Source organism: Micromonospora sp. URMC 103, from assembly GCF_051386435.1.
Lineage (GTDB): Bacteria > Actinomycetota > Actinomycetes > Mycobacteriales > Micromonosporaceae > Micromonospora.
Window position 1 is genome coordinate 171,782 of record NZ_JBPQTR010000005.1, and the last position, 25,911, is coordinate 197,692.

Below are 25,911 nucleotides of genomic sequence, written 5' to 3' on the forward strand. Positions count from 1 at the left end.
CGTGCGGCCAGGGAGGGGCCCACGGTCCCGCCGATCGGCGACATATCTGGACATGAGGTGACCTGACATCGACGGGGGAGGTCCAGCCCCGGCGGTGGGCGCCTCGACCTGGGAGAGAGGCATTGATGAACGGGTACTCACCCCCCGGCCGGCTCCCGGCCGCCCGGCTCCGGAGATCGATCACGGCCGTCGCCACGGCCGCCCTCATGTGGGTCGCCGCCGGGCCGATGGCGGCACCGGCCAGCGCACGCCCGGTCGACCCGGAGCGCCCGGCCACGGCCGCCGCCACGCAGCAGCGCCAGCTCCAGGCCCAGGTGCTCACCTGGACGGCCGGCAACGACTTCCTGGCGTACCGCTCCGCGCCCACCACGGCGGTCGCGGGGCCGACGACGATCGTCTTCGAGAACAGCGCGGCCACCGGCAACACCACCGGCATGCAGCACACGCTGACCTTCGACACCGGCAACCCGCAGTACAACAGCGACGTCGACGTGAACATCCTGGCCGATCCGAACGACGCCAACGGTGGCCGGTGGACCGTCGACGTGGTGCTCTCCCCGGGCACCTACCGGTACTTCTGCGCGATTCCCGGCCACGGCTCGATGACGGGCCTCCTCGTGGTGACCGGCGGAGGCTCGGACACCACGGCCCCGACCGTGACGGCCGAGGTGACCGGTGAGAAGGACAGCAGCGGCGCGTACGTGGGCAGCGCCACGGTGAATCTCGCGGCGACCGACTCCGGGTCGGGCGTCGACAAGGTCGAGTACTCGCTCGACGGCGGGCCCTACGGCGTCTACTCGGCGCCGGTGAGCGTGAGCCAGCCGGGCCAGCACACGGTCAGCTACCGGGCGACCGACAAGGCGGGCAACACCTCGGCCGCGCAGTCGGTGTCGTTCACGGTGGCGCAGCCGTCGCCCGACGACACCACGGCGCCCACCGCCACCGCGGCGGTGACCGGCCAGCAGGACGCCACGGGCGCGTACGTGGGCAGTGCCACCGTCACGGTGTCGGCCACCGACACGGAGTCCGGTGTGGACAAGATCGAGTACTCGCTCGACGGTGGCGCCTACGCCGCCTACACCGCGCCGGTGAGCGTCAACGCGGTCGGTCAGCACACGCTGACGTACCGGGCGACCGACAAGGCGGGCAACACCTCGGCCGTGCAGTCGGTGTCCTTCACCGTGGTCCCGCCTCCGGCCGACGACACCACGGCGCCCACGGTGTCCGCCATGCTGCACGGCGAGCAGGACGGGAACGGCGCCTACGTCGGCGGCGCCACGGTCATGCTGTCGGCGACCGACTCGGGGTCGGGCGTCGACACGATCGAGTACTCGCTCGACGGGCAGCCGTACGCGGCCTACTCGGCGCCGTTCGCCGTCAACCAGCCCGGCCAGCACACGGTGAACTACCGGGCCACCGACAAGGCGGGCAACACCTCGGCCGCGCAGTCGGTGTCGTTCACGGTGGCGCAGCCGTCGCCCGACGACACCACGGCGCCCACCGCCACCGCGGCGGTGACCGGCCAGCAGGACGCCACGGGCGCGTACGTGGGCAGTGCCACCGTCACGGTGTCGGCCACCGACACGGAGTCGGGCGTGGACAAGATCGAGTACTCGCTCGACGGTGGCGCCTACGCCGCCTACACCGCGCCGGTGAGCGTCAACGCGGTCGGTCAGCACACGCTGACGTACCGGGCGACCGACAAGGCGGGCAACACCTCGGCCGTGCAGTCGGTGTCGTTCACCGTGGTGGCGCCTCCGCCGCAGGACACCACGGCGCCGACCACCTCCGCCGTGCTCCAAGGCCAGAAGAACGCCGACGGCGCCTTCGTGAGCAGCGCCACGGTGGTGGTGACGGCGAGCGACTCCGGATCGGGCGTCGACAAGATCGAGTACTCACTCGACGGGCAGCCGTACGCCGCCTACTCGGCGCCGGTCACCGTGAACCAGCCCGGCCAGCACACGGTGAACTACCGGGCCACCGACAAGGCGGGCAACACCTCGACGGTGAAGTCCGTGTCGTTCAGCGTGGTCGCGCCCCCGTCGGACGACACCACGGCGCCCACCGTGACCGCGTCGGTGTCCGGGCAGGTCGACGACGAGGGCGCCTACCTGGGCAGCGCCACCATGACGCTGTTCGCCTCGGACGCCGGGTCCGGCGTCGACCGGATCGAGTACGCCCTCGACGGGGCCGAGTACACCCGCTACGCCCGGCCGGTCACCGTCGACCAGGCCGGCGAGCACACGCTCAGCTTCCGGGCCACCGACAAGGTCGGCAACACCTCCGGCACCGGCTCGCTCACGTTCACGGTGATCTCGTTGGGGTCCGGCGTGAACTGCCGCGTGCCCGACACCCGGCCGACCGTCTGGTTCGGCACGCTGGACAGCGGCGTGCCCAACCGGCAGGTCAAGGGCGAGTGCACCGTCAACAACCTCTTCGACGGCCCGCGGACCTGGCTCGACCACGCCGAGTTCGTGAACCACGTCAAGGTGGTCGCCGACCAGCTGGTCCACCTCGAGGTGCTCAGCCAGCGGGAGCGCAACCGGCTCGTCGAGGCCGCCCGCGACTCGGGCGTCGGAAAGCCCGAGGCCAGGAGCGGCTACCAGCCGTTGCTCGACTCCACGGCGGCGTCCTTCAAGCAGTGGGAGCACGTCGGTGGGGGCGGGTTCGTCCGCAACGCCGACGGGTCGATCACCAGCAAGGCCGTGGACGGGATGGGCATGCTCTGGTTCCCGAAGCAGACGTTCGGGGACTTCTCCCTGAAGCTGCAGTGGCGCGACGACGCCCCCGGCGACGGCCGCGCCAACAGCGGTGTCTTCGCCCGGTTCCCGCAGGTCCACGACCACCCCGACGAGTCCCGACCGGAGTGGGTGGCCATCAAGTACGGCCACGAGTTGCAGATCTTCGACGGGCCCGGCGGCGACCAGTACAAGAGCGGTTCGGTGTACGGCTTCGACCGGGTCGACCTCTCCGGCGCGCAGGTCACGCCCAAGGGCACCTGGAACGACTACGAGATCCGCGTGGTCGGCCAGCACTGGTCGATCTTCCGCAACGGCGAGCTGATCAACGAGTACCTCAACCCGGCGGACGCGGTCTTCAACCCGCCCCGTGCGGACGACCCGGGCGGCGCCGGGCGGCAGAGCGCCACCGGCTACATCGGCCTCCAGAACCACAGCGCCGGCGACGTCATCAGCTTCCGCAACGTCCGGATCGCGCCGCTGACCCCGGCCGCCCCCGGCAACTGAGCGAAGGGAACACCACCATGGCAAAGCAGAGAATCGACCGTCGGGCGCTGCTGCGCGGTCTCGCCGGTTCCACGGTCGCGGTCGGCGCGGCCAGCCTCACCGGGGCCCTCCCCGCCTTCGCCGAGGCGGGCGGCCGGGGCCGGTTGATCCCCCAGGGGCACATGGGCATCCAGCTCTACAGTGTCCGCGACAAGATCGCCGAGTTCGGGTTCTCGTACGTCTTCGACGAGCTGTCCCGGATCGGCTACCGGGAGGTCGAGTTCGCCGGCTACACCCAGGGGAACGTCGGCGCGATCACCCCGCAGCAGATCCGCAAGCTGCTCGACGACAACGGCCTCAAGGCCGTGGGCAGCCACCGCGGCCTGGGCGACTTCCGCAACAACCTGGAGCAGGAGCTGGACATCGCCGAGACCCTCGGCATGCCGTGCATCGGCACCGCCGAGGCACCCACCGGCAACCGCACGATCGACGGCTACAAGGCGGCGGCGGCGGAGTTCAACGCGTGGGGCGCCGCCGCTGCGGCCCGCGGCCTCAAGCTCTACCAGCACAACCACACGATCGAGTTCAGCTTCGCGACCGACCGGCCCGACGTCCGGCTGTACGACCTGTTCCTCGAGCTCACCGACCCCCGGTTCGTGTACCTGGAGATGGACATCCTGTGGGCGTACGGCGGGGCCCGCAAGTACCCGGGCTTCCGGCCGGTGGACTACGTCAACGCCCACCCGGAGCGGTTCCCGCTGTTCCACGTCAAGGACGGCGTGCCCCTGCCGGACCCGCAGCAGGGCAATTCCTACCTGGACGTGGAGTTCGGCGCCGGGAACATCCCGTTCACCGAGTTCTTCGGCGAGCTGAAGGACCGGGGCCGGTTCGAGTACCTGTGGGAGCAGGACAGCGCCCCCAACGCCCAGCCCAACCCGCCCGGATCGCTGGGCGCCGCCGCGCGCAGCTACCGGCGGATGCGCAACCTTCGGGGGGACAAGTGAGCGCCTGGCGACTGACCGACGACGGTCCTCCACCGGAACCGGGACCGGCGCCGCAGGCCCGCACCGGCTTCCGGACCCGCCGTTTCCTGGTCGTGGCCGCGACCGTGCTGCTGACCCTCGTCGGGGCGGGCGGGTTCGCGGTCGCGGGAGGGGCCGCCGCCCTGCTCCCCGAACGGCCCGAGGGCTGCGACACCCCGGACCGCAGCATCCAGCTGTACGCCGTGGAGCTGCCCCGTGACGGCACCCAGATCCGGCTCGGCTACGGCCTCACGCCGGAGACGGCCTCCTACCCCGGCCCCACCATGGAGATGACCGAGGGGGAGTGCCTCGCCGTCACGCTGCACAACCAGGTGCCCGCGGCCACCCTGGAGCAGCTGCGCACCGACCCGACCCACCCGTTGGGCGTCTCGCTGCACGTGCACGGGGTCAAGTACACCCAGCTGTCCGACGGCACGTCGCAGAGCTTCTCGTACGTCCCGCCGGGCCAGTCGCGCACCTACACCTGGTACGCGAAGAAGCGCGACCGTACGGCCGGCACCCCGGGCACGGCGGGTTACTGGTGGTACCACGACCACGTGGTGGGCGGCCCGCACGGCACCAAGGGCATCGGTGCCGGGCTCTTCGGCGGCCTGGTCGTGCGGCGGCCGGGTGACCTGCGGCCGGACCGCACCTACACGACCGTCTTCGGTGACCAGCAGAGCATCAACCTGCGTCGTGGCGCGGCCGCCGACACGTGCGACCCCGTCAACCCGCAGCCCGGCCCGACGTGCATCGTGGCCAAGAAGGGGGAGCGGGTCGAGTTCATCGTCGTGGGCATCGGCAACGACATGCACACCTTCCACGTGCACGGGCACTCGTGGGCCGACACGCGGACCGGCGTGGTGACCGGCACCAACGCCGAGGCCGACCAGGTGCCGACCATCGACAACAAGACACTCGGGCCGGGTGACTCGTTCGGCGTGCAGTTCATCGCCGGCGACTCGGTCGGGCCGGGCCACTGGATGGTGCACTGCCACATGCAGTTCCACTCCGACGCCGGGATGTACACCACGATGCACGTCCTGGACGAGAACGGGCAGATGCCGCCCGGCGGCCACGACCACGCCACGGCCGCCAAGGCCGTGGCCCCGGCGGACGCCGGGCAGGAACAGCCGGCCGGCGCGGGAGCGCACCAGCACAAGTGACCGTCGGCGCCGCCGCGCCCCGACCCCCGGCAGCGGTGGCCGCGAATCCCCTCGCGGACGAGCGGCCACCGCCCCCGGCAACCCTCGTCATCCCAGGTCCGCCTCAACCCGAAAAGGAGTCGAGATGGCTCATCCGCGCCATTCCCGGTTCTCCCCTTGGCTCGGGCGACTCCGGTTCCACCCGACCGGAGCCCGCCCCGACCCCGTACCGACCGGGCCTCGCCGCGCTGGCGTGTCCCGTCGCCTCCTCACCCTGGCCACCGGCGCCGCGCTCGCGCTCGGCTCGCTGGCCGTGCCCGCCGCCGCGGCGGCGCCCACCATCGTTCCCGCCGCCGGGGCCGCCGCCGCGGCGTCGGTGAAGGTGCTGGTCTTCCACGGTCCCGCCGCGCAGCAGGACGACCCGGTCAACCGGGCCGCCAACGCGATCACCAGGCTGGGTCGGCAGAACGGCTTCACCGTCGAGGTGGCCACCGACCCGAGCGTGTTCACCTTCGCCAACCTGGCCCAGTACCGCAGCGTCGTGTTCCTGTCCGCCAACGGGGTGACGCTCGACGACGCCCAGGAGGCGGCCTTCCAGGCGTACGTCAAGGGCGGCGGCGGATTCGTCGGCGTCCACGACGCGGCGCGCGCCCAGCCGAACTCCTCGTGGTTCACCGGGCTGATCGGCAGCCGCCCGGCGGCCGGCCTGCCGAACGCCGAGAGGCCGGTCTCCGCCACGGCCAGTGGGGAGAACCCGCCGAACGAGACCGCGGCCATGGCGATCGACGGGTCGACCGGCACCAAGTGGCTCGCCCGTACGACGACCGGGTGGCTGGCCGCGAAGCTCGCGCAGCCGGTCGTGGTGAGCCGCTACGCGCTCACGTCGGCCAACGACTTCCCGGGCCGGGACCCGAAGAACTGGACGCTGCAGGGTTCGGAGGACGGCAGCACCTGGACCGACCTCGACACCCGCACCGACGAGACGTTCCCGCAGCGGTTCCAGACCAAGCAGTACACCTTCACGAACACGAAGGCGTACCAGCACTACCGGCTCAACATCACGGCCAACAGCGGGGAGCCGCTGATCCAGCTCGCCGAGCTGTGGCTGATCGGGCCGGACTCCGGCCCGCCACCGGAGGCCACCGTGCAGCCGGCCGTCGTCGACTTCACCGACCGCCAGCACCCGGCCAACAAGGGGATGCCGCTGACGGTGAAGCGGTCCGACCAGTGGATCAACTGGGACCCGAGCCCGACCGGCCGGGTGCACACCGTCGCCCAGGTCGAGGAGGGCACGTACGACGCCGGCCTGAGCGGCAACGGCCCCTTCCACCCGATCTCCTGGTGCCAGGACTACGACGGTGGTCGGTCGTTCTACACCGGCATGGGCCGCACCGCCGTCAGCTGGACCGACGACACCCAGTTCCAGAAGCACCTGACGGGCGCCATCAAGTGGACCACCGGCATGGTGCGCGGTGACTGCCAGGCGACGATCGCCTCTAACTACCGGATCGACCGGCTCACCACCACCAACCAGCCGGGGCAGCTCGACCAGATCGGTGAGCCGCACGGCCTCACCATCGCCCCGAACGGCACGGTGTTCTACATCGGCAAGGCGGCCTGCGCCACCGGGCCGATCGCCAGCTGGGACGACCCCAACGTCGGCCTCGGCTGCGGCACCATCCACCAGTGGGACCCGAAGACCAACCAGGTCAAGCTGCTCACCACCCTCGCCGTCATGGGCAACCGGGGCAGTGGCAGCGAGCTGGTGAAGAACGAGGAGGGTCTGGTCGGCATCACGCTCGACCCGAAGTTCGCGGAGAACGGCTGGATCTACGTCTACTGGATGCCGCACGAGTCGATCGACCGGGACCGGCGCATCGGCCAGCGGACCGTCTCGCGGTTCACGTACGACGCCGCGAACAAGACGATCGACCAGAGCACCCGCAAGGACCTGCTGCACTGGGACACCCAGATCCACAGCTGCTGCCACGCGGGCGGCGGCATGACGTTCGACGAGTCCGGGAACCTCTACATCGGCTCCGGTGACAGCAACTCCTCCGGCGGCTCGGACGGCTACTCGGGCAACAACTGGACGCAGGAGTACAAGGGCACCTCGTTCCAGGACGCCCGTCGTACGGCCGGCAACACCAACGACCTCAACGGCAAGATCCTGCGCATCCACCCGGAGCCCGACGGGACGTACACGATCCCCGAGGGCAACCTGTTCACCGGCCAGGAGGAGGGCGGCGGCAAGACCCGCCCGGAGATCTACGTGATGGGCGTGCGCAACATCGCCCGGATCGCCTGGGACCCGGTGAACGACTGGCTGACCGCCGCGTGGGTGGGCCCGGACGCGGGCGGCCCGAACCCGGAGCTCGGTCCGGCCAAGTACGAGACGGCCACGATCATCAAGTCCGCGGGCAACCAGGGCTGGCCGTACTGCATGGGCAACCGGCAGCCGTACCGGGACCGCAGCAACACCGACGCGACCGTGCTGACCGGCTGGTACGACTGCGACCACCCGAAGAACGAGTCGCCGCGCAACACGGGTCTGGTCAACCTCCCGCCGATCCGCGACAACATGATCTGGTACTCGCCGCAGGGTGGCGGGCCGGTCTTCCCCGAGCGCGCCGACGGCAGCGGCCTGCCGACGTACGTGCCCGGTGACGAGACCTTCACCGAGCCGTACCTCAAGGGCGGCGGGCAGGCCATCATGGACGGCCCGACGTACCAGCGGGAGAACGTCGACACCACGAGTGGCGTGGCGTGGCCGGAGTACTGGGACGACAAGTGGTTCATCGGTGACCAGTCGAACGCCAACAACCGGATCGCGGTGACCGTCGACAAGAGCAAGGTCGACAGCCACGGCCCGCCGGCGTTCGCCGAGGACCTGCGCGCCATCATCCGCTCCGGCAGCGGCGGCAACCAGCTCCAGTCGTGGATGGACGCGAAGTTCGGGCCCGACGGCGCCCTCTACATGCTCGACTACGCCGGCGGGTTCTTCAGCCTGCACCCGAACCAGAAGCTGATCCGGATCGCCTACACCGGCGGGCCGGCCACGCCGAACCCGAGTGACGCGGGCGTGCGGGCCGTCGCGCAGAGCGACCCCAAGGCGATCCAGTTCTCCAGCGCCCGGGCCGGCGGTGTGGCGTGGGAGTGGAACTTCGGCGACGGCAGCGCCGTGTCGCGCGAGGCCAACCCGCTCCACCGGTACGCGGACTACGGCTCCTACCAGGTCACCCTCAAGGTGACCTACGCCAACGGCGAGGTGGCGACCACGGTCCTGCCCGCGTCCGTCGGCTGCTCCGCGCCCGACACCCGCTCGACCGTGCGGATGCTCGACACCGACACCCAGGTGGCGAACTACGCGGTCGGCGGCGGTTGCACCGTCAACGACCTGATCGACGACGAGCGCGACTGGGCCAACCACACCGAGTTCGTCCGGCACGTGGAGGACGTGGTGGCGCAGCTGCTCGCCGACGGTGAGATCGACAAGCAGGACGCCAACCGCCTGAACCGGGCGGCCCGGAACTCGGACGTGGGCAACAGCCCCGGCTACCGGGCCATCTTCGACGGCACGGCACAGTCGCTCGCCGACTGGCGGCAGGCGCCCAGCGGGTCGTTCGGCTTGCGCAGCGACGGCTCGATCCGCAGCTCCGGTGGTCTGGGCATGCTCTGGTACGCGGGGAAGGAGTTCGCCGACTTCTCGCTGCGGCTGCAGTTCCGGGACGTCTCCACCGGCTCCACGTACGCCAACACCGGCGTCTTCGCCCGGTTCCCCGATCCGAGGCAGCCGGTCGACCAGCGGCCCGAGTGTGGCAGGGTCGGCTCGGCCGCGGGCTCACCGGCCTGGGTGGCCATCTACTGCGGTCACGAGATCCAGATCTACGACGGACCGACCGGTGAGCCGCAGAAGACCGGTTCGATCTACAACTTCGACCCGAACACGCTGGCCCAGGCGCGGGTGACCCCGAAGGGTCAGTGGAACGAGTACGAGGTGCGGGTGGTCGGCCAGCACTACACGATCATCCGGAACGGCGTGGTGATCAACGAGTTCGACAACACGCCGGGCAAGGCGTCGTCCCGCGCGGGTGACCCGCCCACGGATCTGCGCCAGTTCCTCAGCGGATACGTAGGCCTGCAGAACCACAGCAACAGCGACCTGATCGAGTTCCGCAACGTGCGGGTCCGGGAGCTGTAACCGAAAGAGAGCGTGCCGGGTACGGAGGACCCACCCTCCGTACCCGGCACTGCCGTGTCCGCCTCGTCACGCCTTGCGGGCCGTACGCCGGTTGCCGAACGACTCCATGGTGGTCGCCTTCTTCGCGGGCGCCGGGGCGGCGGAGGTGGTGCGGGCGCGGGCCGGCGCCTTCTTCGCGGCCTTCTTGGCCGCGGCCGGCGTGGCCGGCGCCTTCTTCGGCGGTGCGTTCTTCGCGGTGGCCGCCTTCGCCGTCGGCCTGCGGGTGGGCGTGGCGGTCGTGGCGGAGGTGTCCTTCTTCCGGGCCACGCGGGTGCTGGTCGCCGTGGGCTTCTCGCCGGGGGACTTCGCCGCGCTCGCGCCGGTGGCCCGCTTCGTGGCGGCGGCGACCTTCTTCGCGGCCGCCTTCCGGCTCATCGGCGCCTTCTTCGCCCCGGTGGCCTTCCGGGCCCCGGTCGGGCGGCTGCCCGGCGGGACGGCGCTCCTGCCTGCGGTCATCCTCGCTCCTCCTCAGGTCTGCCCCGGTCAGCCGGCACCGCCGACCCCGGCCGCGGCGGTCCCGTCGGCGCGGCCGGCTCGGTCCGGCCGGTCTTCCCACGACCCGGAAGGGCAAACGCCGCGTCGGGGCGCGACGGCAATGGTTAAGCAACCGCTTGACTTTCCGTGGGCGACCGTGGAAAGTTAAGGATGTGCCTAACCATCAGGGATCGCTGGACCGGGTGTTCCACGCGCTCGCCGACCCGTCCCGGCGCCGGATCGTCGAGCGCCTGGTACGCGGGCCGGCGTCCGTCAGCGAGCTGGCCCGCCCGCTGGAGATGTCGTTGCCCGCCGTCCTCCAGCACCTCCAGGTGCTCGAGGGCAGCGGTCTCGTCGTCTCCGAGAAGGCCGGCCGGGTCCGCACCTGCCGGTTGGAGCCGGCCGTGCTGCGCGCGGCCGAGACCTGGCTCGGCGCCCAGCGCACCACCTGGGAGCGGCGTCTCGACCGGCTCGACGAGGTGCTGACCGGGCACGGCCCCAGCGATCCACCGACACACGGAGAGGACCGACCATGACCCAGTCCGAAACCATCCACTCGACGTTCACCCTGGAACGCCACTACGCGGCACCGCCCGCCACCGTCTTCTCCGCCTGGGCCGACCCGGGCGTCAAGGCCCGCTGGTACGCCGGTCGGGACGCCGAGCACGAGCTCGACTTCCGGGTGGGCGGCCGGGAGCGGGTGCGGGGCCGGTTCGACGGCAAGGCGCTGCTCTTCGAGGTCCGCTACCAGGACATCGTCGCCGGGGAGCGGATCGTCTTCAGCTCCACCCTGTCGTTCGACGACACCCTGTCGACCGTGTCGATCACCACTGTCGAGTTCGCGCCGGAGGGCGACGGCACCCACCTGGTGCTGACCGAGCAGGGGACGTACCTGGACGGTCACGAGCAGCCGGCCTGGCGCGAGCAGGGCACGGCGACCCAGCTCGACTCCCTCGCGGCCGAGCTGGACGCGGCCCGCACCGCCGGCTGACGCGGGCGCTCGGCGCGCCCAGCCCTCCGCTCGGCGGCGACGGTGCGGGTGCCGGACCCGTCCGGGCCTCCTCGGGCGGCCATCAGGGGCGGGGCTCAGGGGCTGTCGAGCTGCCCCAGATCCGGGGCAGCTCGACAGGCGGCACGGCTTCCCCTTCCGCCGGCAGCGCGCCGTTCCGCCAGCGCGCGCCGTTCCGCCGCCGGCAGCGCGCGTTCAGCGACCCGGTCGGCTCTCGGCGGCCGCGTCGGCGAGCCGGGTCAACAGGTCGCCGGTGAGCGGGATCGCCGCGACGGCCGTGAGCGCGGCCGCCCAGCCGGCGACGAAGTAGTCCCAGCCGTCCACGGGACGGGCGCCGGTGCCGGCGGCCTGACGAAGGAAGCCCAGGTCGCCGCGGTAGTTCATGTCCCAGGCCACCATGCCCGTCCCGAACGGCGCCTTGTCGGTGAGCGGACTTCCCGGGGCGTCCTTGCCGAGCCCTGTCGCGTTCACCACGAGCGCCGGGGTGGCCAGACCGGCGAGCAGGGCGTCGTTGTCCGCGAGGTCGCTCACGGCCACGTACGACAGCGACGCCGCGACGCCCGCCCGGTCCGCGACCCGACGCAGGTCCGCCAGTGCCTCCGGGCGGGTGTCGGTGAACGTGACCCGGGCGGGCGGAGTGAGGCGGGCCGCGCCGCCGCCCGTGACGTCGAGGTGCAGGGTGAGCAGCAGCGCGGTGGCGGCGCCCCCGGCGCCGAGGCAGAGGACGTCGAGGCCGGCGCGGTCGGCGGGAAGCAGGCCGGGCAGGACGTGGCTCAGGGCCACGGGGTCCTGGGCGTACGCGGTGACCGTGCCGTCGGCGGTCGCGAGGGCGTTGACCTCGTGGGTGAGGCCCACGAGCGGGTCCGCCACGTCGATGTCGGCGGCGCAGGCGCGGTGGAGGCGGAGCTTGTGCGCGGTGACGACCGCGCCGTGGACCGCCGGGTTGTCCCGCATGGTGTGCACGAGCCGCCGGTAGGTCGCGGCGGGGGTGTCCGGCGGCAGATTGACGCCGCGCAGGACCCACGGTCGTCCCAGCACCGCGGCCCACCGGTCGAAGACGGTGTGGACGAGGGACCCGCCGGTGTCGATGCCGACGAAGAGGATCAGCGGCGGCCCGGACCAGGTCGCCACCTCGTCGAGCGTGAGTACGCGGTCCACGGGCGCCTCCAGCGATCGGGGGATCTCACCGGCCACCGAGGCTAGCGGGGGCCGACGGCCGCCTTCGACTGCGGGCCGGCCCGCACCGGCACCCTGAAGCGCCGGGCTTAATCAGTTGTCCCGGCCGGGACGCGCTGATCAACTGGATGGGCAACGGCAACCGACCGAGAGGAAACGAGAGATGCGCGCTGCGTTCATGTCCAACCGCCCGGGAACGCTCACCTACCCCAAGGACATGACGCTTCGTGAAAACTCTCAACGTCGGGATCCTGGCGCATGTTGACGCCGGAAAGACCAGCCTGACCGAACGCCTGCTGCACACCGTCGGCGTCATCGACGAGATCGGCAGCGTGGACGACGGCACGACCCGCACCGACAGCCTCGCGCTGGAGCGGCGACGCGGCATCACGATCCGCTCCGCCGTGGTGTCGTTCGTCGTCGACGGCGTCACGGTCAACCTCATCGACACGCCCGGTCACCCGGACTTCATCGCCGAGGTGGAACGTGTTCTCGACCTGCTCGACGGCGTGGTGCTCGTGGTGTCCGCCGTCGAGGGCGTGCAGGCGCAGACCCGCGTGCTCATGCGGACGCTCCAGCGCCTGCGGCTGCCGACCCTGCTCTTCGTCAACAAGATCGACCGAGCGGGGGCCGACCCCGACCGGGTGCTGCGCGAGGTCGCGGCCCGGCTCACGCCGGCGGTCGTGGCGACCGGCGCCGTGCACGCCGCCGGCACGGCGGACGCCCGTTTCCTGCCGCATCCCGACACCGACCCGGCGTTCACCAATCGGCTGCTCGACCTGCTCACCGCCGGGGACGACGCGCTGCTCGCGGCGTACGTCGAGGATCCGGGCCGGCTCACCGGCCCCCGGCTGCGGGCCGCCCTCGCGGCGCAGACCCGCCGGGCGGTGGCGCACCCGGTGTTCGCCGGTTCGGCGATCACGGGCGCGGGGGTGGACGCCCTGGTCGGTGCCCTTCCCGAGCTGCTGCCGGTGGCCGCGAAGCGCGCGGGCGGCGCGCCCTGCGGAACGGTCTTCAAGGTCGAACGGGCGCCGTCGGGGGAGAAGATCGCGTACGTGCGGATGTTCGACGGCACGGTCCGCGTCCGCGACCGGCTTCCCGTCGGCGGGCGCGTCGCCACGGTCACGGGAATCGAGGTCTTCGACCGCGGGTCGACCGTACGCGTCGACGCGGTCCACGCCGGGTGGATCGCGCTGCTGCGCGGCCTCGGCGACGTCCGGATCGGCGACCGGGTGGGCCCGGCGCGCGCCGGGGCGCCCGCCCGGCACTTCGCCCCGCCCAGCCTGGAGACCGTCGTGGCGCCCGCGCGGGGCGCTGACCAGGCCGCGCTCTACACCGCGCTGAGCGAGCTGGCCGAGCAGGACCCGCTGATCAACGTCCGGCGCGACGCCGTCCGGGGGGAGATCACCGTGTCGCTCTACGGCGAGGTGCAGAAGGAGGTCATCGAGGCGACGCTCGCCGACGAGTACGGCATTCCGGTGACGTTCCGCGAGACGACGACCGTCCACGTGGAGCGGCTCGTCGGCACCGGCGCGGCCGTCGAGCTGATCGGCGTGGCACCGAACCCGTTCCTCGCGACCGTGGGGCTGCGGGTGGCGCCGGGCGACCCCGGCAGCGGGACGACGTTCCGGCTCGGCGTCGAGCTGGGCTCGATGCCGCCGGCGTTCTTCACGGCGGTCGAAGAAACCGTGCGGGAGACGTTGCGCCAGGGGCCGTACGGCTGGCCGGTCCTCGACTGCGTGGTGACCATGACGCACTCCGGGTACTGGGCGCGGCAGAGCCACTCCCACGGCACGTTCGACAAGAGCATGTCGAGCACGGCGGGCGATTTCCGCAACCTGACGCCGCTCGTGCTGATGGCGGCGCTGCGGCAGGCCGGCACCCGGGTCGAGGAGCCGGTGCACCGGTTCCGGCTGGAGGCGCCCGGGGACGTCCTGGCAGCCGTGCTGTCCGTGCTCGCCCGCCTGGACGCGGTGCCGCACACGACCATCAACCAGGGCGGGTCGGCCGTGGTGGAGGGGGTGGTGCCGGCACGGCAGGTGCACGCCGTGGAACGCCGCCTGCCCGCGCTGACCCGCGGCGAAGGGATCTTCGAGTCCACCTTCGACCACCACCGGCCGGTCCGCGGCGAGCCGCCGGTGGCGTGATCAAGAGGTTTGCGTCAGGAATCGCGGCCTGCGCGACGCAAAGCTCTTGATCACCGGTCGACCGGCGGACGAGCGGGCGCCCGCGCCGGGATCGCCGTCAGGCCAGGTCGAGCTGGACTGTGGCGATCTCCCAGGCGCGCAGCGGCAGCCGGAGCCGGCCGTCGGCGTCGACGGTCAGCGGCTCGCCGGGCCGGCCCAGCAGGTCGGCCCGGCACGCGGCGCGCACGGAACGACCCGCCCCGATGACCGCCGTGGTCGCCTCCGGGGCCTCGGCCACCACCCGCACCTCGATCCGGCCCGCCCGGTCCCGGACGCTCGTGAGCGCCACTCCCGTGCCGGTCACGGTGAGCCCGGTGACCGGCGCGGGCAGGGCGGTGGCCGGTGCGGCCCTGCCCGCGAAGGCGACCGGCTCGTGCCGGAACGTCTCGGTCGCCTCGATCACGCCCGCGGTGTGCCAGTCGCCGCGGAACGGCAGCACCGCCAGCTCGACGTCGCGCCGCCCACGGCACTGCGCCTGCGGGGTCGGCACCTGCGGGCCGGCGGGCTCGTCGCGCAGCGCGTGCCGGTTGCGCGACAGCATGCCGATCGACCGCAGCACGGTGACGGCCAGCTCCCGCCCGGAGTCGGTCAGCTCGTACTCGGTGGGCTGGGTGAGCAGCACCGCGAGGGCCCCGTCCGGCCCGCCCGCGGCCACGAACCCGGATGCCGGGAACGTCGGCAGCGGCACCTCACCGCCGCCGCCCTCCGCGGTCAGCCCGCGCTCCACGACCGCGAACTGCCCCTCGGCGTACGAGACGGAGGCCGGCGAGGGCAGCGGCAGGTGCAGGCGTACGCGGTGGTCGTCGCAGCGGTTGTCGAACTCGACCCGCAGCCGCACGAACCGCTCGCCGGCGCGCAGCTCGACCCGGGTGCCCACCACGATCGTCTCCCGGTCCACGGCCCGGGATCCGGCGTCCACGTCGGCCGCCACCGGCCAGCGGTACTCGCGCACCACGTCGAGGATGGCCACCAGCGGACCCCGGCGGCGGGGCACGACGCGTACGGCGCGGGGCTTGTCGACCAGCTCGTCCGCGGCGGGCGGCGCGTAGTTGTAGCTGTCGCCCACGTCGCCGCCGTCAACGATGCGCCCCACGCCCTCCACGCGGACGCCGTCCGGGGTGGTGAGTCGCAGGGTGCCGTCCTCGGCGACGTCCACGCGGAGCAGCCCGTTGTCCAGGACCCGGTCGTCGACCACGCGCACCGCGTCCGCCGGGTCCGGCGCCGGACCGGTCACGGGCCGCACGGCCGTGTGACCGAGCGCGGGCAGGTCGACCCGCGCCGCGACGGTCGCCCGGGGCGCCGCCACGATGCGGACCCGCCACCGGTCGACGTGCGCGGCGCCGGCCAGCGCCAGGCGGACGTCCTCCACGTCGAAGGTCGGGTCGCCGTGCCGGGCCACCTCGAACGTGAGGGTGGCGTCGGCCGGCGACACCGACCAGCGGGCGACCTCCTGGCCGTACAGCTCGGTGCCGTGCACACGGGTCAGCACCGCCGGCAGGTCGGCGGCCGGCACGAGATCGTCGGCGAGCAGCGTCCGGGCCCGGTCGAGGACCTGCGCCGGTACGGTCACGCCGTCGGCCGTGGCCAGCGCCACCGCGTCGCCGTGCGCCTCCACGTCGAGGCGCACGAGCGCCGGCCGGGGCGTCGGGCTCGGGTTGAACAGCAGGTACCCGTCGTGCGGCACGGTGGCGGCGAGCCGGGCGCCGACGAGGTCGCAGACCGCCCGGCCGAGCTGGTCGGCCTCGGCGAGGCGGGCGGCCACCTGGTCGGCCGTCTCGTCGCAGCCGCACCCGGTCACCGAGTCGTGGCAGCTCGCGTCGATGAGCCGGCTCCACGCCATGTCGAGGAAGCGCTGCACCGACGGGTCGTGGAACAGCGCGGCGAGCGGTTCGGCGTACCGCTCGACGCGGCGCTCGGCGCGGCCCATCGCCTGCTTGAGGTGCGCCCGCACCGAGATGACGCCGGGCAGGATGTTGGCTCGCGCGTGCGAGCGCAGCTCACCGCGCACGACGGCGAGGCCGTCGACGGTGTCGGGCTGGGTGGCGAAGTACTCGGCGAGGGTGCCGAGCCGCAGCGCGACCCCGTCGACGTCGGCGGCGGCGAGCAGGTCGGGCGCGTCCGGGGCGGGCGCCGCGTGGTCCGTGCCGTACATGGCGAGGACCGGCGATCCGTCGCCCTCGGGACGCCAGGCGGCAAGTTTCGCGGCCAGGTCGGTGGCCCGGCGGGTGACCAGGGCGGGGTCGTCCATGAGCCCCGCCGCGTTGCCGTACCCGCCGGGCAGGTACTCGGTGCGGATGGCGGTGCCGTCCGGGGCCTGCCAGGCGAACGCGTGCGTCCGCACCCGGGCCGGGACACCGCGGAACACGCAGGCGTGGGCGAGGCCCGCTCCGGCGAGGATCTGCGGCATCTGCGCGACGTGGCCGAACATGTCGGGCAGGTAGCCGACCGGCATGGCCCCGCCGAGGTCGGCGCTGCGGGCCAGGCCGCGTTCCAGGTTGCGCACGATGTTCTCGCCGCTGCACAGGAACTCGTCGAGCAGGATCTGCCACGGGCCGACGGCCAGCCGTCCCGCGCGGACGAGGGCCACGACCTGGTCGCGCCGCTCGGGGCGGACCTCCAGGTAGTCGTCGACGGCCGCGAGCTGGCCGTCGAGGGTGAACCGTTGCCGCTCGTCGTGCGCCATCCGCTCGAACACGTCGTCGAGCAGAGCCACGAGCCGCAGCCGGAACCGCTGGAACGGCTCGTACCACTCGCGGTCCCAGTGGGTGTGCGGCACCACGATGATCTCGGTCGGTCGCGTCATGAGCCCGCCGCCTCTCCGCCGATCGCCGCCCCGGTCAGCTCACCGTAGCGGCGCACCACCTGTTGACTGGTCCGTACGTCCGCCGCGCCTTCCGCGACGCCGGTGAGCGGGGCCGCGCCCGCCGTGACCATCGCGTGGAACGCGACCAGCTGCTGCTCGAACGCCTCCGTCACCGACCGGAACACCGCCCGTCGCTCGCCCCCGCCGTGCGCGTCGACCACGGTGAGCGCGGTCGGCGCGTTGAGCAGGTACGGCGACGGGAAGACCAGCTCCAGCGAGCCGCGCGCGTGGTGCACGGTCACGATCTCCCGGTAGGCCGGGTAGTCGGGCAGGTTGAGCCAGCGGATGCCGTACCGGCCCCCACCGGGGAGCGTCCCGCTGACCTCCACCGACGGCTCGGCGGGACCGTCGGGACGTACGGGCCAGGTGGCCACGTGCTCGACGGTGGCCGGCGGGCCCGTGAACAGCCGCAGCAGGGACAGGTCGTGGCAGACGCTGTTGATGAGGATCTGGTAGAGCGTGCGGGCGCTCCGGTCCGTGCCCACGGCCGCGTCGAGCAGCGCGGCGTCGGCCGCGCGCAGACGGGCGACCTCACCGGCCGGCAGGTCACCCGGGAACGGCGGCAGGTTGGCGAAGGCGAGCTGCCGGTCGCTGCCGGAGTGCAGCACGGTCACCTCGACGGCGTGCACCCGCTCGGGGCCGCCGACCTCGTCGAGCAGCCGGGCGGCCTCGGCGACCGCCGGGTCGTACTGCTTCATGTAGCCGACCATCAGCGCGGGCGTCCCGCCGCCCAGCTCGGCCAGCCGGTCCGCCTCGGCGCGCGTGTAGGCGAGCGGCTTCTCGCAGAGCACCGGCAGGCCGGCACGCAGGGCCTGCGCGGCCAGGTCGCCGTGGGAGCCGGAGGTCGCGAGCAGCACGGCGTCGTACCCGCCGTCGGCGAGCAGGGCCGGCGCGTCGGTGTAGCGGCGGGTGGGGTGGACGCCGTACCGGCCACCCAGCTCGGCGGCCCGGGTGGGGGAGAGGTCGCAGAGGGCCACGACGTCGAACAGGTCGCCGCGGCGTTGCAGCAGCGGCAGGTGCACCGTACGGCTGATGACGCCCAGCCCGGCCACGGCGATCCGGATGCGCTTGCCCGCCTCGGTCATCGCCGTACCCCGTCGAGCCAGCGGAGGTTGGCGGCCTGGTCGGCGCGGGTGCGGTCGAGGTCGCGGCCCCGCGCCGGCGCGTCCTGTTCGATGACCAGCCAGCCGGTGTAGCCGGTCTCGTCGAGGGCGGCGAGGACGCCGGAGAAGTCGACGTCGCCGGCGCCGAGCGGGCAAAACCCGCCGGCGGCCACCACGTCGGTGAGCCCGCCGCCGGCCGCGCGGACCTGTTCGTGGACCGCGAGGTCGGCGTCCTTGAGGTGGACCTGGCCGATCCGGCCGGCCCAGCGACGGGCGGCCGACACCGGGTCGCCGCCGGCCAGCAGGAGGTGACCGGTGTCCAGGCAGACGGCGATGTCGGTGAGGTCGAGCAGCCGGTCGGCCTCGGCCTCGCTCTCGACGACGGTGCCGAGGTGGTAGTGGAAGACGGGTTCCAGGCCGCGTTCGCGGCAGCGGTCGGCGGCCCGCTGGACGCGGGCGGCGAAGCCCCGCCAGGCGTCGGCCGCCAGGCCCGAGCCAGCGTCGCGGGGGACGCCCGGCCGGGCCATCCGGAACGGGTCGCCCGGGCAGGCGAGCGTCGGACGGGGCGCGAAGCGGGAGTCGTCGACGGGCACCGCGGTGAACGCGTCGAGCGCCGCGTCGAGCCCCGCGAGGTCGGCCGCGAACCCGTCCGGGTCGTCGTAACGCAGGTCGACCCAGCCGCCGGCGAGCCCGAGACCCGCCGCGGACAGGCGACGGGCCAGGGTGTCGCCGGTGCCGAGGTAGCCGATCGGTCCGGAGTCGATGCCGTCGTACCCGTCCCCGGCCAGGGACGCCAGCAGATCCTCGGCGCCGAACTCCGGCTCGTCGGGCCGGTAGATGCCGTGGTTGACGGGTGCGCCCGCCACCCGGGTGCGTCCGGTCAGCTGCACAGTGCGATCACCTCCATGCGGTGGGACTCCAGGACGTGCAGGCCGTCGCCGGCCGGGAACCGGCACCGGTCGCCGCGGACCAGTCGGTGGCGTCCGTCGGGGTAGCCGAGCAGCGCGCCGTCCGCGTCCAGGGCCAGCAGGTCGTCGCCGAGGCGGAGCAGCAGCGGCGCGTCCGGGCCGGCGGAGACGGCGGTGCGGCCGACGCGCAGCGCGTCGAGCACCGCGGTCTCGACCGGCCGGTCCGTGTCGGCCAGCACCCAGGTGGTGGGGGAGCCGGGGAGCGCGTCGTCGCCGGGGCGGTGGAAGTCGCTGCCGCCCACCGGCACCACGTCGGGGCGCCAGGCCCGCGCCCAGGCGAGAGGAGCGCCCCAGGTGCGGTCCCACCAGCCGGAGTGCCACACCTCGGCCAGGCGGGTGCGGGTGGTGAGTGGCTGCCGCCAGGCGCAGTCGCCGCCGAGCGGGTGGTTGATCGACATCAGCCCGCCGGCCCGTTCGACGGCGGCGAGCCACTCGTCGGCGGGCTCGCGGAAGTCGACCCAGCCGACCGGGCCGAACACGTTGGCGTGCCCCCGGTCGGTGGTCACCTCCTGCCCCGGCACGAGAGTGGTGCCGTACCGGGCGGAGGCCGCGGGCAGCCACGGGTGGTGGCTCACCGTGTTGTGGTCGGTGACGGCCAGGAAGTCCAGGCCCCGACCGGCGGCGAGCGCGGCCAGCTCGTCGATGGTGCTCGTCCCGTCGCTGTGGACGGTGTGCGCGTGCAGGTCGCCCGCGAGCCAGCGGCGGCCGTCCACACCGGGCAGCGCGCGCCGGGGCGGTCGTTCCGGCCGGGGTGGGGCCGCCGGCCCGGGCGGCGCCGGCGGAGCGCTGGTGGCGGTGGTGGCGGTCACCTCGTACGGGAGCCCGCCGGGCGGGATCCGGTGCAGCCGCAGCAGCACCTGCCACTCCCCGGGTTCCAGCTCTCCGGGCAGGTAGCCGGGGGTGGCCCAGCCGGCGCTGATCGTGTACTCGTCGCGGGCGCCGCCGGACCAGCCGCGGAAGCCGTCCGGCCCGACGCACCCGAGGTCGAGCACACCGGCCTCGCGCGGGTACGCGAGTCGTACGGTGAGCGCGGCGGCGCCCGGCGGCACGGTGACGGGCAGGGCACGCAGGACGCCGTCGGCGCGGTCGGCGAGGGTCCACCGGCCGCGGTGCACGGCCACGGTCACTGCTCCGCGGCGGAGGCGGCGCGGGCGGCGGGAACGGCCGGTGCCGGTGCGGGGGTGACGAGTTCGCCGTCCCGGTAGAGCAGTGACCGGCCGGGCCGGGGCACCACCCAGCCGGCGTCGCCCGGCTGCGGCTCCCGCCCCTCGGGCACCACGACCTGCACGGTGGGGGCGTCGGTGTCGCCGGTGGCGTTCAGGTCGAGGGAGACCAGCGAGAAGCTGCCCAGGTTCTCCACGACGACCACCTGCCCGTGCAGGGCGCCCGGCGTGGGCTCGGCGCTGTGGTCGAGGTACTCGGGTCGTACGCCGTAGACGAGCTTCTCGCCGTCGACGACCGCAACGTCGTCGGGCACCGGCAGCGGGGTGCCGGCCACCACGAGGTGGCCGTCGCGGACCTCGGCGTCGACGAGGTTCATCGGCGTCGAACCGATGAACCCGGCCACGAAGGTGTTGGCGGGCCGGCGGAACACGTCAGCGGGCGTGCCGACCTGCCGGATCCGGCCGCCCTCCATGACGGCGATCCGGTCGGCGAGGGCGAGCGCCTCGGCCTGGTCGTGGGTGACGAACACGGTGGTGACGCCGAGTTCGCGTTGCAGCCGCTTGAGGAAGGTGCGGGCCTCCAGTCGGAGCCGGGCGTCCAGGTTGGACAACGGCTCGTCGAGCAGGAAGACCTGCGGGTAGCACGCCATCGCCCGGGCGAGCGCGACCCGCTGCTGCTGGCCGCCGGAGAGCTGCCCCGGGCGGCGGTCCAGCAGCGCGGACAGGCCCAGCTCCTCGGCGGTCTCGGCGGCCTTCTCGCCGCGGCCGCGGCGGTCGACCTTCTTGATCCGCAGCGGGTACGCGATGTTGTCCCGCACCGTCATGTGCGGGAACAGGGCGTAGTCCTGGAAGACCATGGCCACGTCGCGTTTCCCGGGCGGCAGACCGGTGACGTTCCGGTCGCCGATGTGCACGCTGCCACCGGAGGCGAGCTCCAGGCCGGCGATGGTGCGTAGCAGGGTGGTCTTGCCGCAGCCGGACGGGCCGAGCAGGGCGAAGAACTCGCCGTCGGCGATCTCCAGGTCGAGGGCGTCCAGGGCGCGTACCCCGTTGGGGTAGACCTTGGTCAGCTCGCGCATGGTGATGGCGGACATCAGCGCTTGATCCCTCCGTGGAAGCGGAATCCGTACCGGCTGCTGACGAAGACGAACATGAGCGCCACCGGCAGCGAGTAGAGCAGCGAGAACGTCGAGAGCAGCCGCAGGTCGGCCTGGCCGCCCTCGGTGTAGAGGGTGTACATGATCACGGCGGCGGGGGCCTTCTCCGGGCCGCGCAGCAGCAGGAACGGCACGAGGAAGTTGCCCCAGACGTTGGCGACGGCCCACACGCCGACGGTGGCCAGGCCGGGCCGGACCAGCGGCACCACGATGTGCCGCACGATCTGCAGCGGGCTGGCCCCGAACACGCGGGCGGATTCCTCGTAGGACGTCGGTGTGGCGTCCATGAAGTCCTTGAGGATGAAGATGGCGGCGGGCAACAGGCCGCCGCTGAGGATCAGGACGACGCCGAGCCGGGAGTCGATGAGGTTGAGCCGGAAGGCCAGCTCGAACAGGGGCACCATGGTGGCCGTGCCGGTGACGATCGAGGAGAGCAGCAGCAGCCCGTAGAGCAGCGCGTCGCGGCCGGGCACCCGCACCCGGCTCAGGGCGTACGCGGCCAGCGCCGCGAACGTCACCACGAGCGCGGCCGTGCCGGCGGCCAGGTAGACCGAGTTGAGCAGCGAGCTGAGCGCGTACGGGTTGTCGAGCAGCGCCCGGAAGTTGTCGAGCGTGAACCGCGGCAGCGACGCGGTGATGGTGGGCGTCTCGTCGAACGGGGCGGTGGCCAGCCAGAGCAGCGGCAGCGCGAAGAACCCGAGCACGACGCAGAGGAAGACGTAGCGGCCGATGCGGGCGAGCACGTGGCGGACGGCGACGTGCCCGCCGTCGACGGCCGGTGCCTCCCGGTGGGGCGCGGGTGCGGTGGTGGTGCTCACGCGGCCTCCTTCCGCCGGCCGAGCATGCGCAGGTAGACCAGGGCGATGACCAGGTTGATCAGCAGCATCACGAACGAGATGGCGGCCCCGAAGCCCAGCTCCCCGCCGGAGAGCGCGACCTTGTAGACGTAGACCGGCAGGATCTCCGACCGCTGTTCCGGTCCGCCCGCCGTGATGAGGAACGGCGCGAAGTCGTTGAACGTCCACAGGCTGATCAGGAGCAGGTTGGTGAGCACGTGCCCGCGGATGCGGGGAAAGACCACGTCGCGCAGTTGCTGCCACATGGAGGCGCCGGCCAGCCGGGCGGTCTCCAGATGGGAGCGGGGCACGTTCTCCAGCGCCGCCGCGTAGAGCATCATCGAGAACGCGGTGCCGCGCCAGGTGTTGAAGACGATGATCGACAGCATCGGGTGGTCGAGCAGCCACGCGGTGCCGGGGATGCCGAGCAGCGTGTTGAGGGTGCCGCCGTCGCGGTCGAGCAGCGCGATCCACAGGAACGCCACCACCGAGCTGGGCAGGATCCAGGAGAGCAGGACGAACCCCTCGACCACCCGGCGCAGCGGGCCGCGGCGGTCGCGCAGCGCGTACGCGATGGCGAAGCCGAGGCCGGCCTGCCCGATGACCGCGGAACCGAGCACGAACTGGAGGGTGAGCAGCAGTGAGGTGCGGAACCGCTCGTCGCCCAGCGCGTGGGTGTAGTTGTCCAGGCCGACGATCTCGGGGTTGGCGGCGGCCAGGCCGGTGAGCCGGTAGTTGGTGACGCCCAGGTAGATCGTCCAGGCGGCCGGGATGACGAGGAAGAGCAGGATCAGCACCATGCTCGGCACGAGGAACCCGGTGGCCCGGGCCCGGCCGAGACCGGCGGCGTCGGGGGCCGGGGAGGCGCCCGTGACCGGGCGCCTCCCCTTCACCACCGGTTCAGGAGGTGACGTTGCCTGGGCCACCGACGATCCCTTCGACCTTCTTCTGGTACGCGGCGGCCGCCTCGTCGGCGCTCTTGCCGGCCGTCGCGTCCGCGGTGGCCTCCTGGAGCGCCACGGACACCTGCGGGTAGACGGCCAGCGGCGGCCGGTACGCGGTGACGGGCAGCACCTTGTCGGTGATGAAGCTCAGCATCGGGTCGCCCGCGAGGACCTCCTTGTTGACGTCCGTCCGTGCGGTGATCCGCTTCTCGCCGGCGAGTTCGGCCTTCACGCCCTCCGCCGAGTGCATGAACGACAGCAGCTCCCACGCCTGCGACGGGAACTTCGAGTTCGGGTTGAGCACCCGTACGCCGCCGCCGGACATGCTCACGAAGTCCTGCCCGCGGAGGCCGGCGCCCGGCTGCTTGGCGGGGATCATCGCGTAGCCGACGGTGGTGTCGCGGTCGGCCATCTTGGCGATGCCGCCCTTCGGGTTGACGACGCTGCGCCAGAAGTAGTCGCCCTCGGCGAGGATGCCGATCTTGCCGGCCGCGAATTCGGCGAAGGACTTGTCGCGGCCCTTCGCCTCCTGCTGGAGCTTCGGGTCGCCGAGGCCGCCGCCGTAGACCTTGGTGTAGAAGTCGAGCATGTCCCGGACCGGCTGGGTGGCGCCGGCCCACTTGTTGTCCTTGTAGATCTCGCCCCCGGCGCCGGCGAGCAGCGGCAGGGCGCCCTGCATGCTGGTGGCCTCGCCCATCGCCGTCCCGGCGTTGATCTGGATGGGGGTCACCCCGGGCAGCGCCTTGAGCTTGACGCCGGCGTCGAGGATCTCCTGCCAGCTCGTGGGCTGCCACTCGGCCGGCAGGCCGGCCTGGGTGAACAGCTTCTTGTTGTAGTAGAGGACCCGGCCGTCGGTGCCGAGCGGGATGCCGTAGCGCTTGCCCTCGAACGAGCCGAGGCCCTGCACCGTCTCCGGGATCTGCGACCAGCCCTCCCAGGAGTCCACCTCGGAGCCGGCCACGTCGGACAGCGGCTTGAGGTAGCCGGCCTGGACGAACTCGCCCACCCAGATGCCGTCCAGCGCGATGACGTCGGCGCCGCCCTTGGAGCGCAGGTCGAGAGCCTGCTTGGTCTTGTACTGCTCGTCGTCGACGCCGCTCGGCGCGAACGTGACCTTCGCGGTGACGCCCTTGGCCTTCTGGGCCTCGACGAACCGGGGGATGACCCAGTTCTGGATCCATTCGGCGCCGGCGGAGCTCTTGCCGCCGACGATGGAGTTGGCCGCGATGGTGAGGGTGATGTTCTTGGCGTCCTTGCCGGCAGGTTCGGACGAGTCGCCGCACGCCGTGGCGGCGAGGGCGACGGCGGTGAACGCGGCGAGCACGCCCGCCGCGTGTCTCGGCTTGGCTGACATGGGCTGCTTCCCTTCGCAAGGAGAGACTTCGAAGAGACTCGCGGGTCGCCCGCCGGCCGCAGGTCACAGGCCGGCGTGCTTAGCGGCCACAATGTCATGACAGCCTGACGACGTAAATACCTGTCACTGAATTGAACGCGGAACAGCACCGTCACCGCTCCGCGACGGTCACCTCGAGGGAGTAGCGGGTGCCCCGGTAGATGTGCGCGCCGTGCTCGACGTAGCGCCCCTGGTCGTCGTACGCGGTGCGGGTCATGGTGAGCAGCGGGCCGCCCCGCCGCTCGCCGAGCATCTGCGCCTCGGCGGCCGTGGCGGCCCGCGCGCCGATCCGCTGGTGCGCGCCGCGGATCCGCATGCCGCCCGCGCGCAGGATGGCGTACAGGCCCCGGGCCTGCAGCGCGTCGAGGCTGAGCCGGACGAGATCGGCGGGAAGCCAGTTCTCCATCACGGCGAGGGGATCGCCGTCGGAGAACCGCAGCCGTCGCAGGTGCCACACCTCGCTGCCGGTGGGCACGTCGAGGGCGGTGGCCACGGCGGCCGGGCACGCCACGGTGGCCAGCTCCAGCACCGAGGTGGACGGCCGTTGCCCGGCGCGCACCAGGTCGTCGTGCAGGCTCGTGAGCTCGACAGCCCGGCGTACCTCGCCCCGCACCACCTGCGTGCCGACGCCCCGGCGGCGCACGATGAGCCCCTTGTCGACGAGGTGCTGGATCGCCTGCCGGACGGTGGGCCGGGACAGGCCGAGCCGGTCCGCGAGCTGCAACTCGCTGTCGAGCCGGTCGCCGGGGGCCAGCTCGCCGCGCTGGATGGCCGCGGCGAACTGTTCGGCGACCTGGAAGTAGAGCGGGACCGGGCTGCTCCGGTCGACCGCGATGTCGGGGCCGCTCACGGCATCTCCTCGCTCGCAGAACGCGGGTTATCGGGGGCACGACGACGGACGTCACTGTACCGAAACGGTCACCCACCGCAGGGGACGGATGTCATGACAACACATTGACACAACTCAGCGGCGCTGTTACCAATGGACAGCGCCGACGCGCACGCCGT

At 72.8% G+C, this 25,911-nt stretch carries 18 protein-coding genes; 7 read left to right on the forward strand and 11 right to left on the reverse strand.

Annotated features, from left to right (window positions below; translation table 11 throughout):
- Positions 1–125 precede the first annotated feature (125 nt).
- From ACSNOA_RS14115 to ACSNOA_RS14130, 4 genes are all read left to right on the forward strand, one after another.
- Complete coding sequence (locus ACSNOA_RS14115; RefSeq protein WP_436658532.1) at positions 126–3,245, forward strand: OmpL47-type beta-barrel domain-containing protein; 3,120 nt, start codon at positions 126–128, stop codon at positions 3,243–3,245.
- A gap of 17 nt (positions 3,246–3,262) precedes the next feature.
- Positions 3,263–4,228 (forward strand): sugar phosphate isomerase/epimerase family protein, encoded by a 966-nt coding sequence (locus ACSNOA_RS14120; protein WP_436658534.1) that lies wholly within the window; start codon positions 3,263–3,265, stop codon positions 4,226–4,228.
- On the forward strand, positions 4,225–5,412 hold the full coding sequence (locus ACSNOA_RS14125) for a multicopper oxidase domain-containing protein (RefSeq protein ID WP_436658536.1): 1,188 nt from the start codon (positions 4,225–4,227) through the stop codon (positions 5,410–5,412). Before ACSNOA_RS14120 ends, ACSNOA_RS14125 begins: the two co-directional genes overlap by 4 nt.
- 232 nt (positions 5,413–5,644) lie before the next feature.
- Positions 5,645–9,592: a ThuA domain-containing protein gene (locus ACSNOA_RS14130; RefSeq protein WP_436658538.1), complete on the forward strand. Its 3,948-nt coding sequence runs from the start codon at positions 5,645–5,647 to the stop codon at positions 9,590–9,592.
- Positions 9,593–9,658: 66 nt separating this feature from the next.
- On the opposite strand, the gene ACSNOA_RS14135 is transcribed toward ACSNOA_RS14130, so the two are convergent.
- The gene (locus tag ACSNOA_RS14135; protein ID WP_436658541.1) at positions 9,659–10,087 is read right to left on the reverse strand and encodes a hypothetical protein; all 429 of its coding nucleotides are present in this window, start codon (positions 10,085–10,087) and stop codon (positions 9,659–9,661) included.
- Positions 10,088–10,278: 191 nt separating this feature from the next.
- Between ACSNOA_RS14135 and ACSNOA_RS14140 the strand changes: the two genes are divergently transcribed.
- Together ACSNOA_RS14140 and ACSNOA_RS14145 are read left to right on the forward strand one after the other, a co-directional pair.
- Positions 10,279–10,641 (forward strand): ArsR/SmtB family transcription factor, encoded by a 363-nt coding sequence (locus ACSNOA_RS14140; protein WP_436658542.1) that lies wholly within the window; start codon positions 10,279–10,281, stop codon positions 10,639–10,641.
- Entirely contained in the window at positions 10,638–11,096 is a 459-nt protein-coding gene (locus ACSNOA_RS14145; protein WP_436658544.1) for an SRPBCC family protein, read from the forward strand. The genes ACSNOA_RS14140 and ACSNOA_RS14145 overlap by 4 nt, the downstream gene beginning before the upstream one ends.
- A gap of 213 nt (positions 11,097–11,309) precedes the next feature.
- Here the strand turns inward: ACSNOA_RS14145 and ACSNOA_RS14150 are convergent, their stop codons facing one another.
- Positions 11,310–12,272 carry a hypothetical protein gene (locus ACSNOA_RS14150; protein WP_436658545.1) on the reverse strand — a complete coding sequence of 321 codons (963 nt, stop codon included), beginning with the start codon at positions 12,270–12,272 and terminating at the stop codon, positions 11,310–11,312.
- A gap of 245 nt (positions 12,273–12,517) precedes the next feature.
- Between ACSNOA_RS14150 and ACSNOA_RS14155 the strand changes: the two genes are divergently transcribed.
- The gene (locus ACSNOA_RS14155; protein ID WP_436658546.1) at positions 12,518–14,437 is read left to right on the forward strand and encodes a GTP-binding protein; all 1,920 of its coding nucleotides are present in this window, start codon (positions 12,518–12,520) and stop codon (positions 14,435–14,437) included.
- Between the two features lie 97 nt (positions 14,438–14,534).
- On the opposite strand, the gene ACSNOA_RS14160 is transcribed toward ACSNOA_RS14155, so the two are convergent.
- The 9 genes from ACSNOA_RS14160 to ACSNOA_RS14200 form a co-directional block, all read right to left on the reverse strand.
- The gene (locus ACSNOA_RS14160; RefSeq protein WP_436658548.1) at positions 14,535–17,279 is read right to left on the reverse strand and encodes a hypothetical protein; all 2,745 of its coding nucleotides are present in this window, start codon (positions 17,277–17,279) and stop codon (positions 14,535–14,537) included.
- Complete coding sequence (locus tag ACSNOA_RS14165; protein ID WP_436658550.1) at positions 17,276–18,424, reverse strand: Gfo/Idh/MocA family protein; 1,149 nt, start codon at positions 18,422–18,424, stop codon at positions 17,276–17,278. Before ACSNOA_RS14165 ends, ACSNOA_RS14160 begins: the two co-directional genes overlap by 4 nt.
- On the reverse strand, positions 18,421–19,332 hold the full coding sequence (locus ACSNOA_RS14170) for a sugar phosphate isomerase/epimerase family protein (RefSeq protein WP_436658551.1): 912 nt from the start codon (positions 19,330–19,332) through the stop codon (positions 18,421–18,423). Before ACSNOA_RS14170 ends, ACSNOA_RS14165 begins: the two co-directional genes overlap by 4 nt.
- Positions 19,323–20,531: a CehA/McbA family metallohydrolase gene (locus ACSNOA_RS14175; RefSeq protein ID WP_436658553.1), complete on the reverse strand. Its 1,209-nt coding sequence runs from the start codon at positions 20,529–20,531 to the stop codon at positions 19,323–19,325. Before ACSNOA_RS14175 ends, ACSNOA_RS14170 begins: the two co-directional genes overlap by 10 nt.
- A 2-nt stretch (positions 20,532–20,533) precedes the next feature.
- Positions 20,534–21,667, reverse strand: coding sequence for an ABC transporter ATP-binding protein (locus ACSNOA_RS14180; protein WP_436658555.1), 1,134 nt, complete (start codon positions 21,665–21,667; stop codon positions 20,534–20,536).
- On the reverse strand, positions 21,667–22,548 hold the full coding sequence (locus tag ACSNOA_RS14185) for a carbohydrate ABC transporter permease (protein WP_436658556.1): 882 nt from the start codon (positions 22,546–22,548) through the stop codon (positions 21,667–21,669). Before ACSNOA_RS14185 ends, ACSNOA_RS14180 begins: the two co-directional genes overlap by 1 nt.
- The gene (locus ACSNOA_RS14190; protein ID WP_436658557.1) at positions 22,545–23,462 is read right to left on the reverse strand and encodes a carbohydrate ABC transporter permease; all 918 of its coding nucleotides are present in this window, start codon (positions 23,460–23,462) and stop codon (positions 22,545–22,547) included. The genes ACSNOA_RS14185 and ACSNOA_RS14190 overlap by 4 nt, the downstream gene beginning before the upstream one ends.
- A gap of 4 nt (positions 23,463–23,466) precedes the next feature.
- Positions 23,467–24,864: an extracellular solute-binding protein gene (locus ACSNOA_RS14195; RefSeq protein WP_436658558.1), complete on the reverse strand. Its 1,398-nt coding sequence runs from the start codon at positions 24,862–24,864 to the stop codon at positions 23,467–23,469.
- 151 nt (positions 24,865–25,015) lie between these two features.
- Entirely contained in the window at positions 25,016–25,753 is a 738-nt protein-coding gene (locus tag ACSNOA_RS14200; protein WP_436658559.1) for a GntR family transcriptional regulator, read from the reverse strand.
- Between the last annotated feature and the right edge of the window lie 158 nt (positions 25,754–25,911).

Excerpts from the sequence above, each read along its gene's own strand:
- ACSNOA_RS14115 (WP_436658532.1), top strand. The coding sequence starts at position 126 with ATGAACGGGTACTCACCCCCCGGCCGGCTCCCGGCCGCCCGGCTCCGG.
- ACSNOA_RS14120 (WP_436658534.1), top strand. The coding sequence starts at position 3,263 with ATGGCAAAGCAGAGAATCGACCGTCGGGCGCTGCTGCGCGGTCTCGCC.
- ACSNOA_RS14135 (WP_436658541.1), bottom strand. The coding sequence starts at position 10,087 with ATGACCGCAGGCAGGAGCGCCGTCCCGCCGGGCAGCCGCCCGACCGGG.
- ACSNOA_RS14145 (WP_436658544.1), top strand. The coding sequence starts at position 10,638 with ATGACCCAGTCCGAAACCATCCACTCGACGTTCACCCTGGAACGCCAC.
- ACSNOA_RS14160 (WP_436658548.1), bottom strand. The coding sequence starts at position 17,279 with ATGACGCGACCGACCGAGATCATCGTGGTGCCGCACACCCACTGGGAC.
- ACSNOA_RS14165 (WP_436658550.1), bottom strand. The coding sequence starts at position 18,424 with ATGACCGAGGCGGGCAAGCGCATCCGGATCGCCGTGGCCGGGCTGGGC.
- ACSNOA_RS14180 (WP_436658555.1), bottom strand. The coding sequence starts at position 21,667 with ATGTCCGCCATCACCATGCGCGAGCTGACCAAGGTCTACCCCAACGGG.
- ACSNOA_RS14195 (WP_436658558.1), bottom strand. The coding sequence starts at position 24,864 with ATGTCAGCCAAGCCGAGACACGCGGCGGGCGTGCTCGCCGCGTTCACC.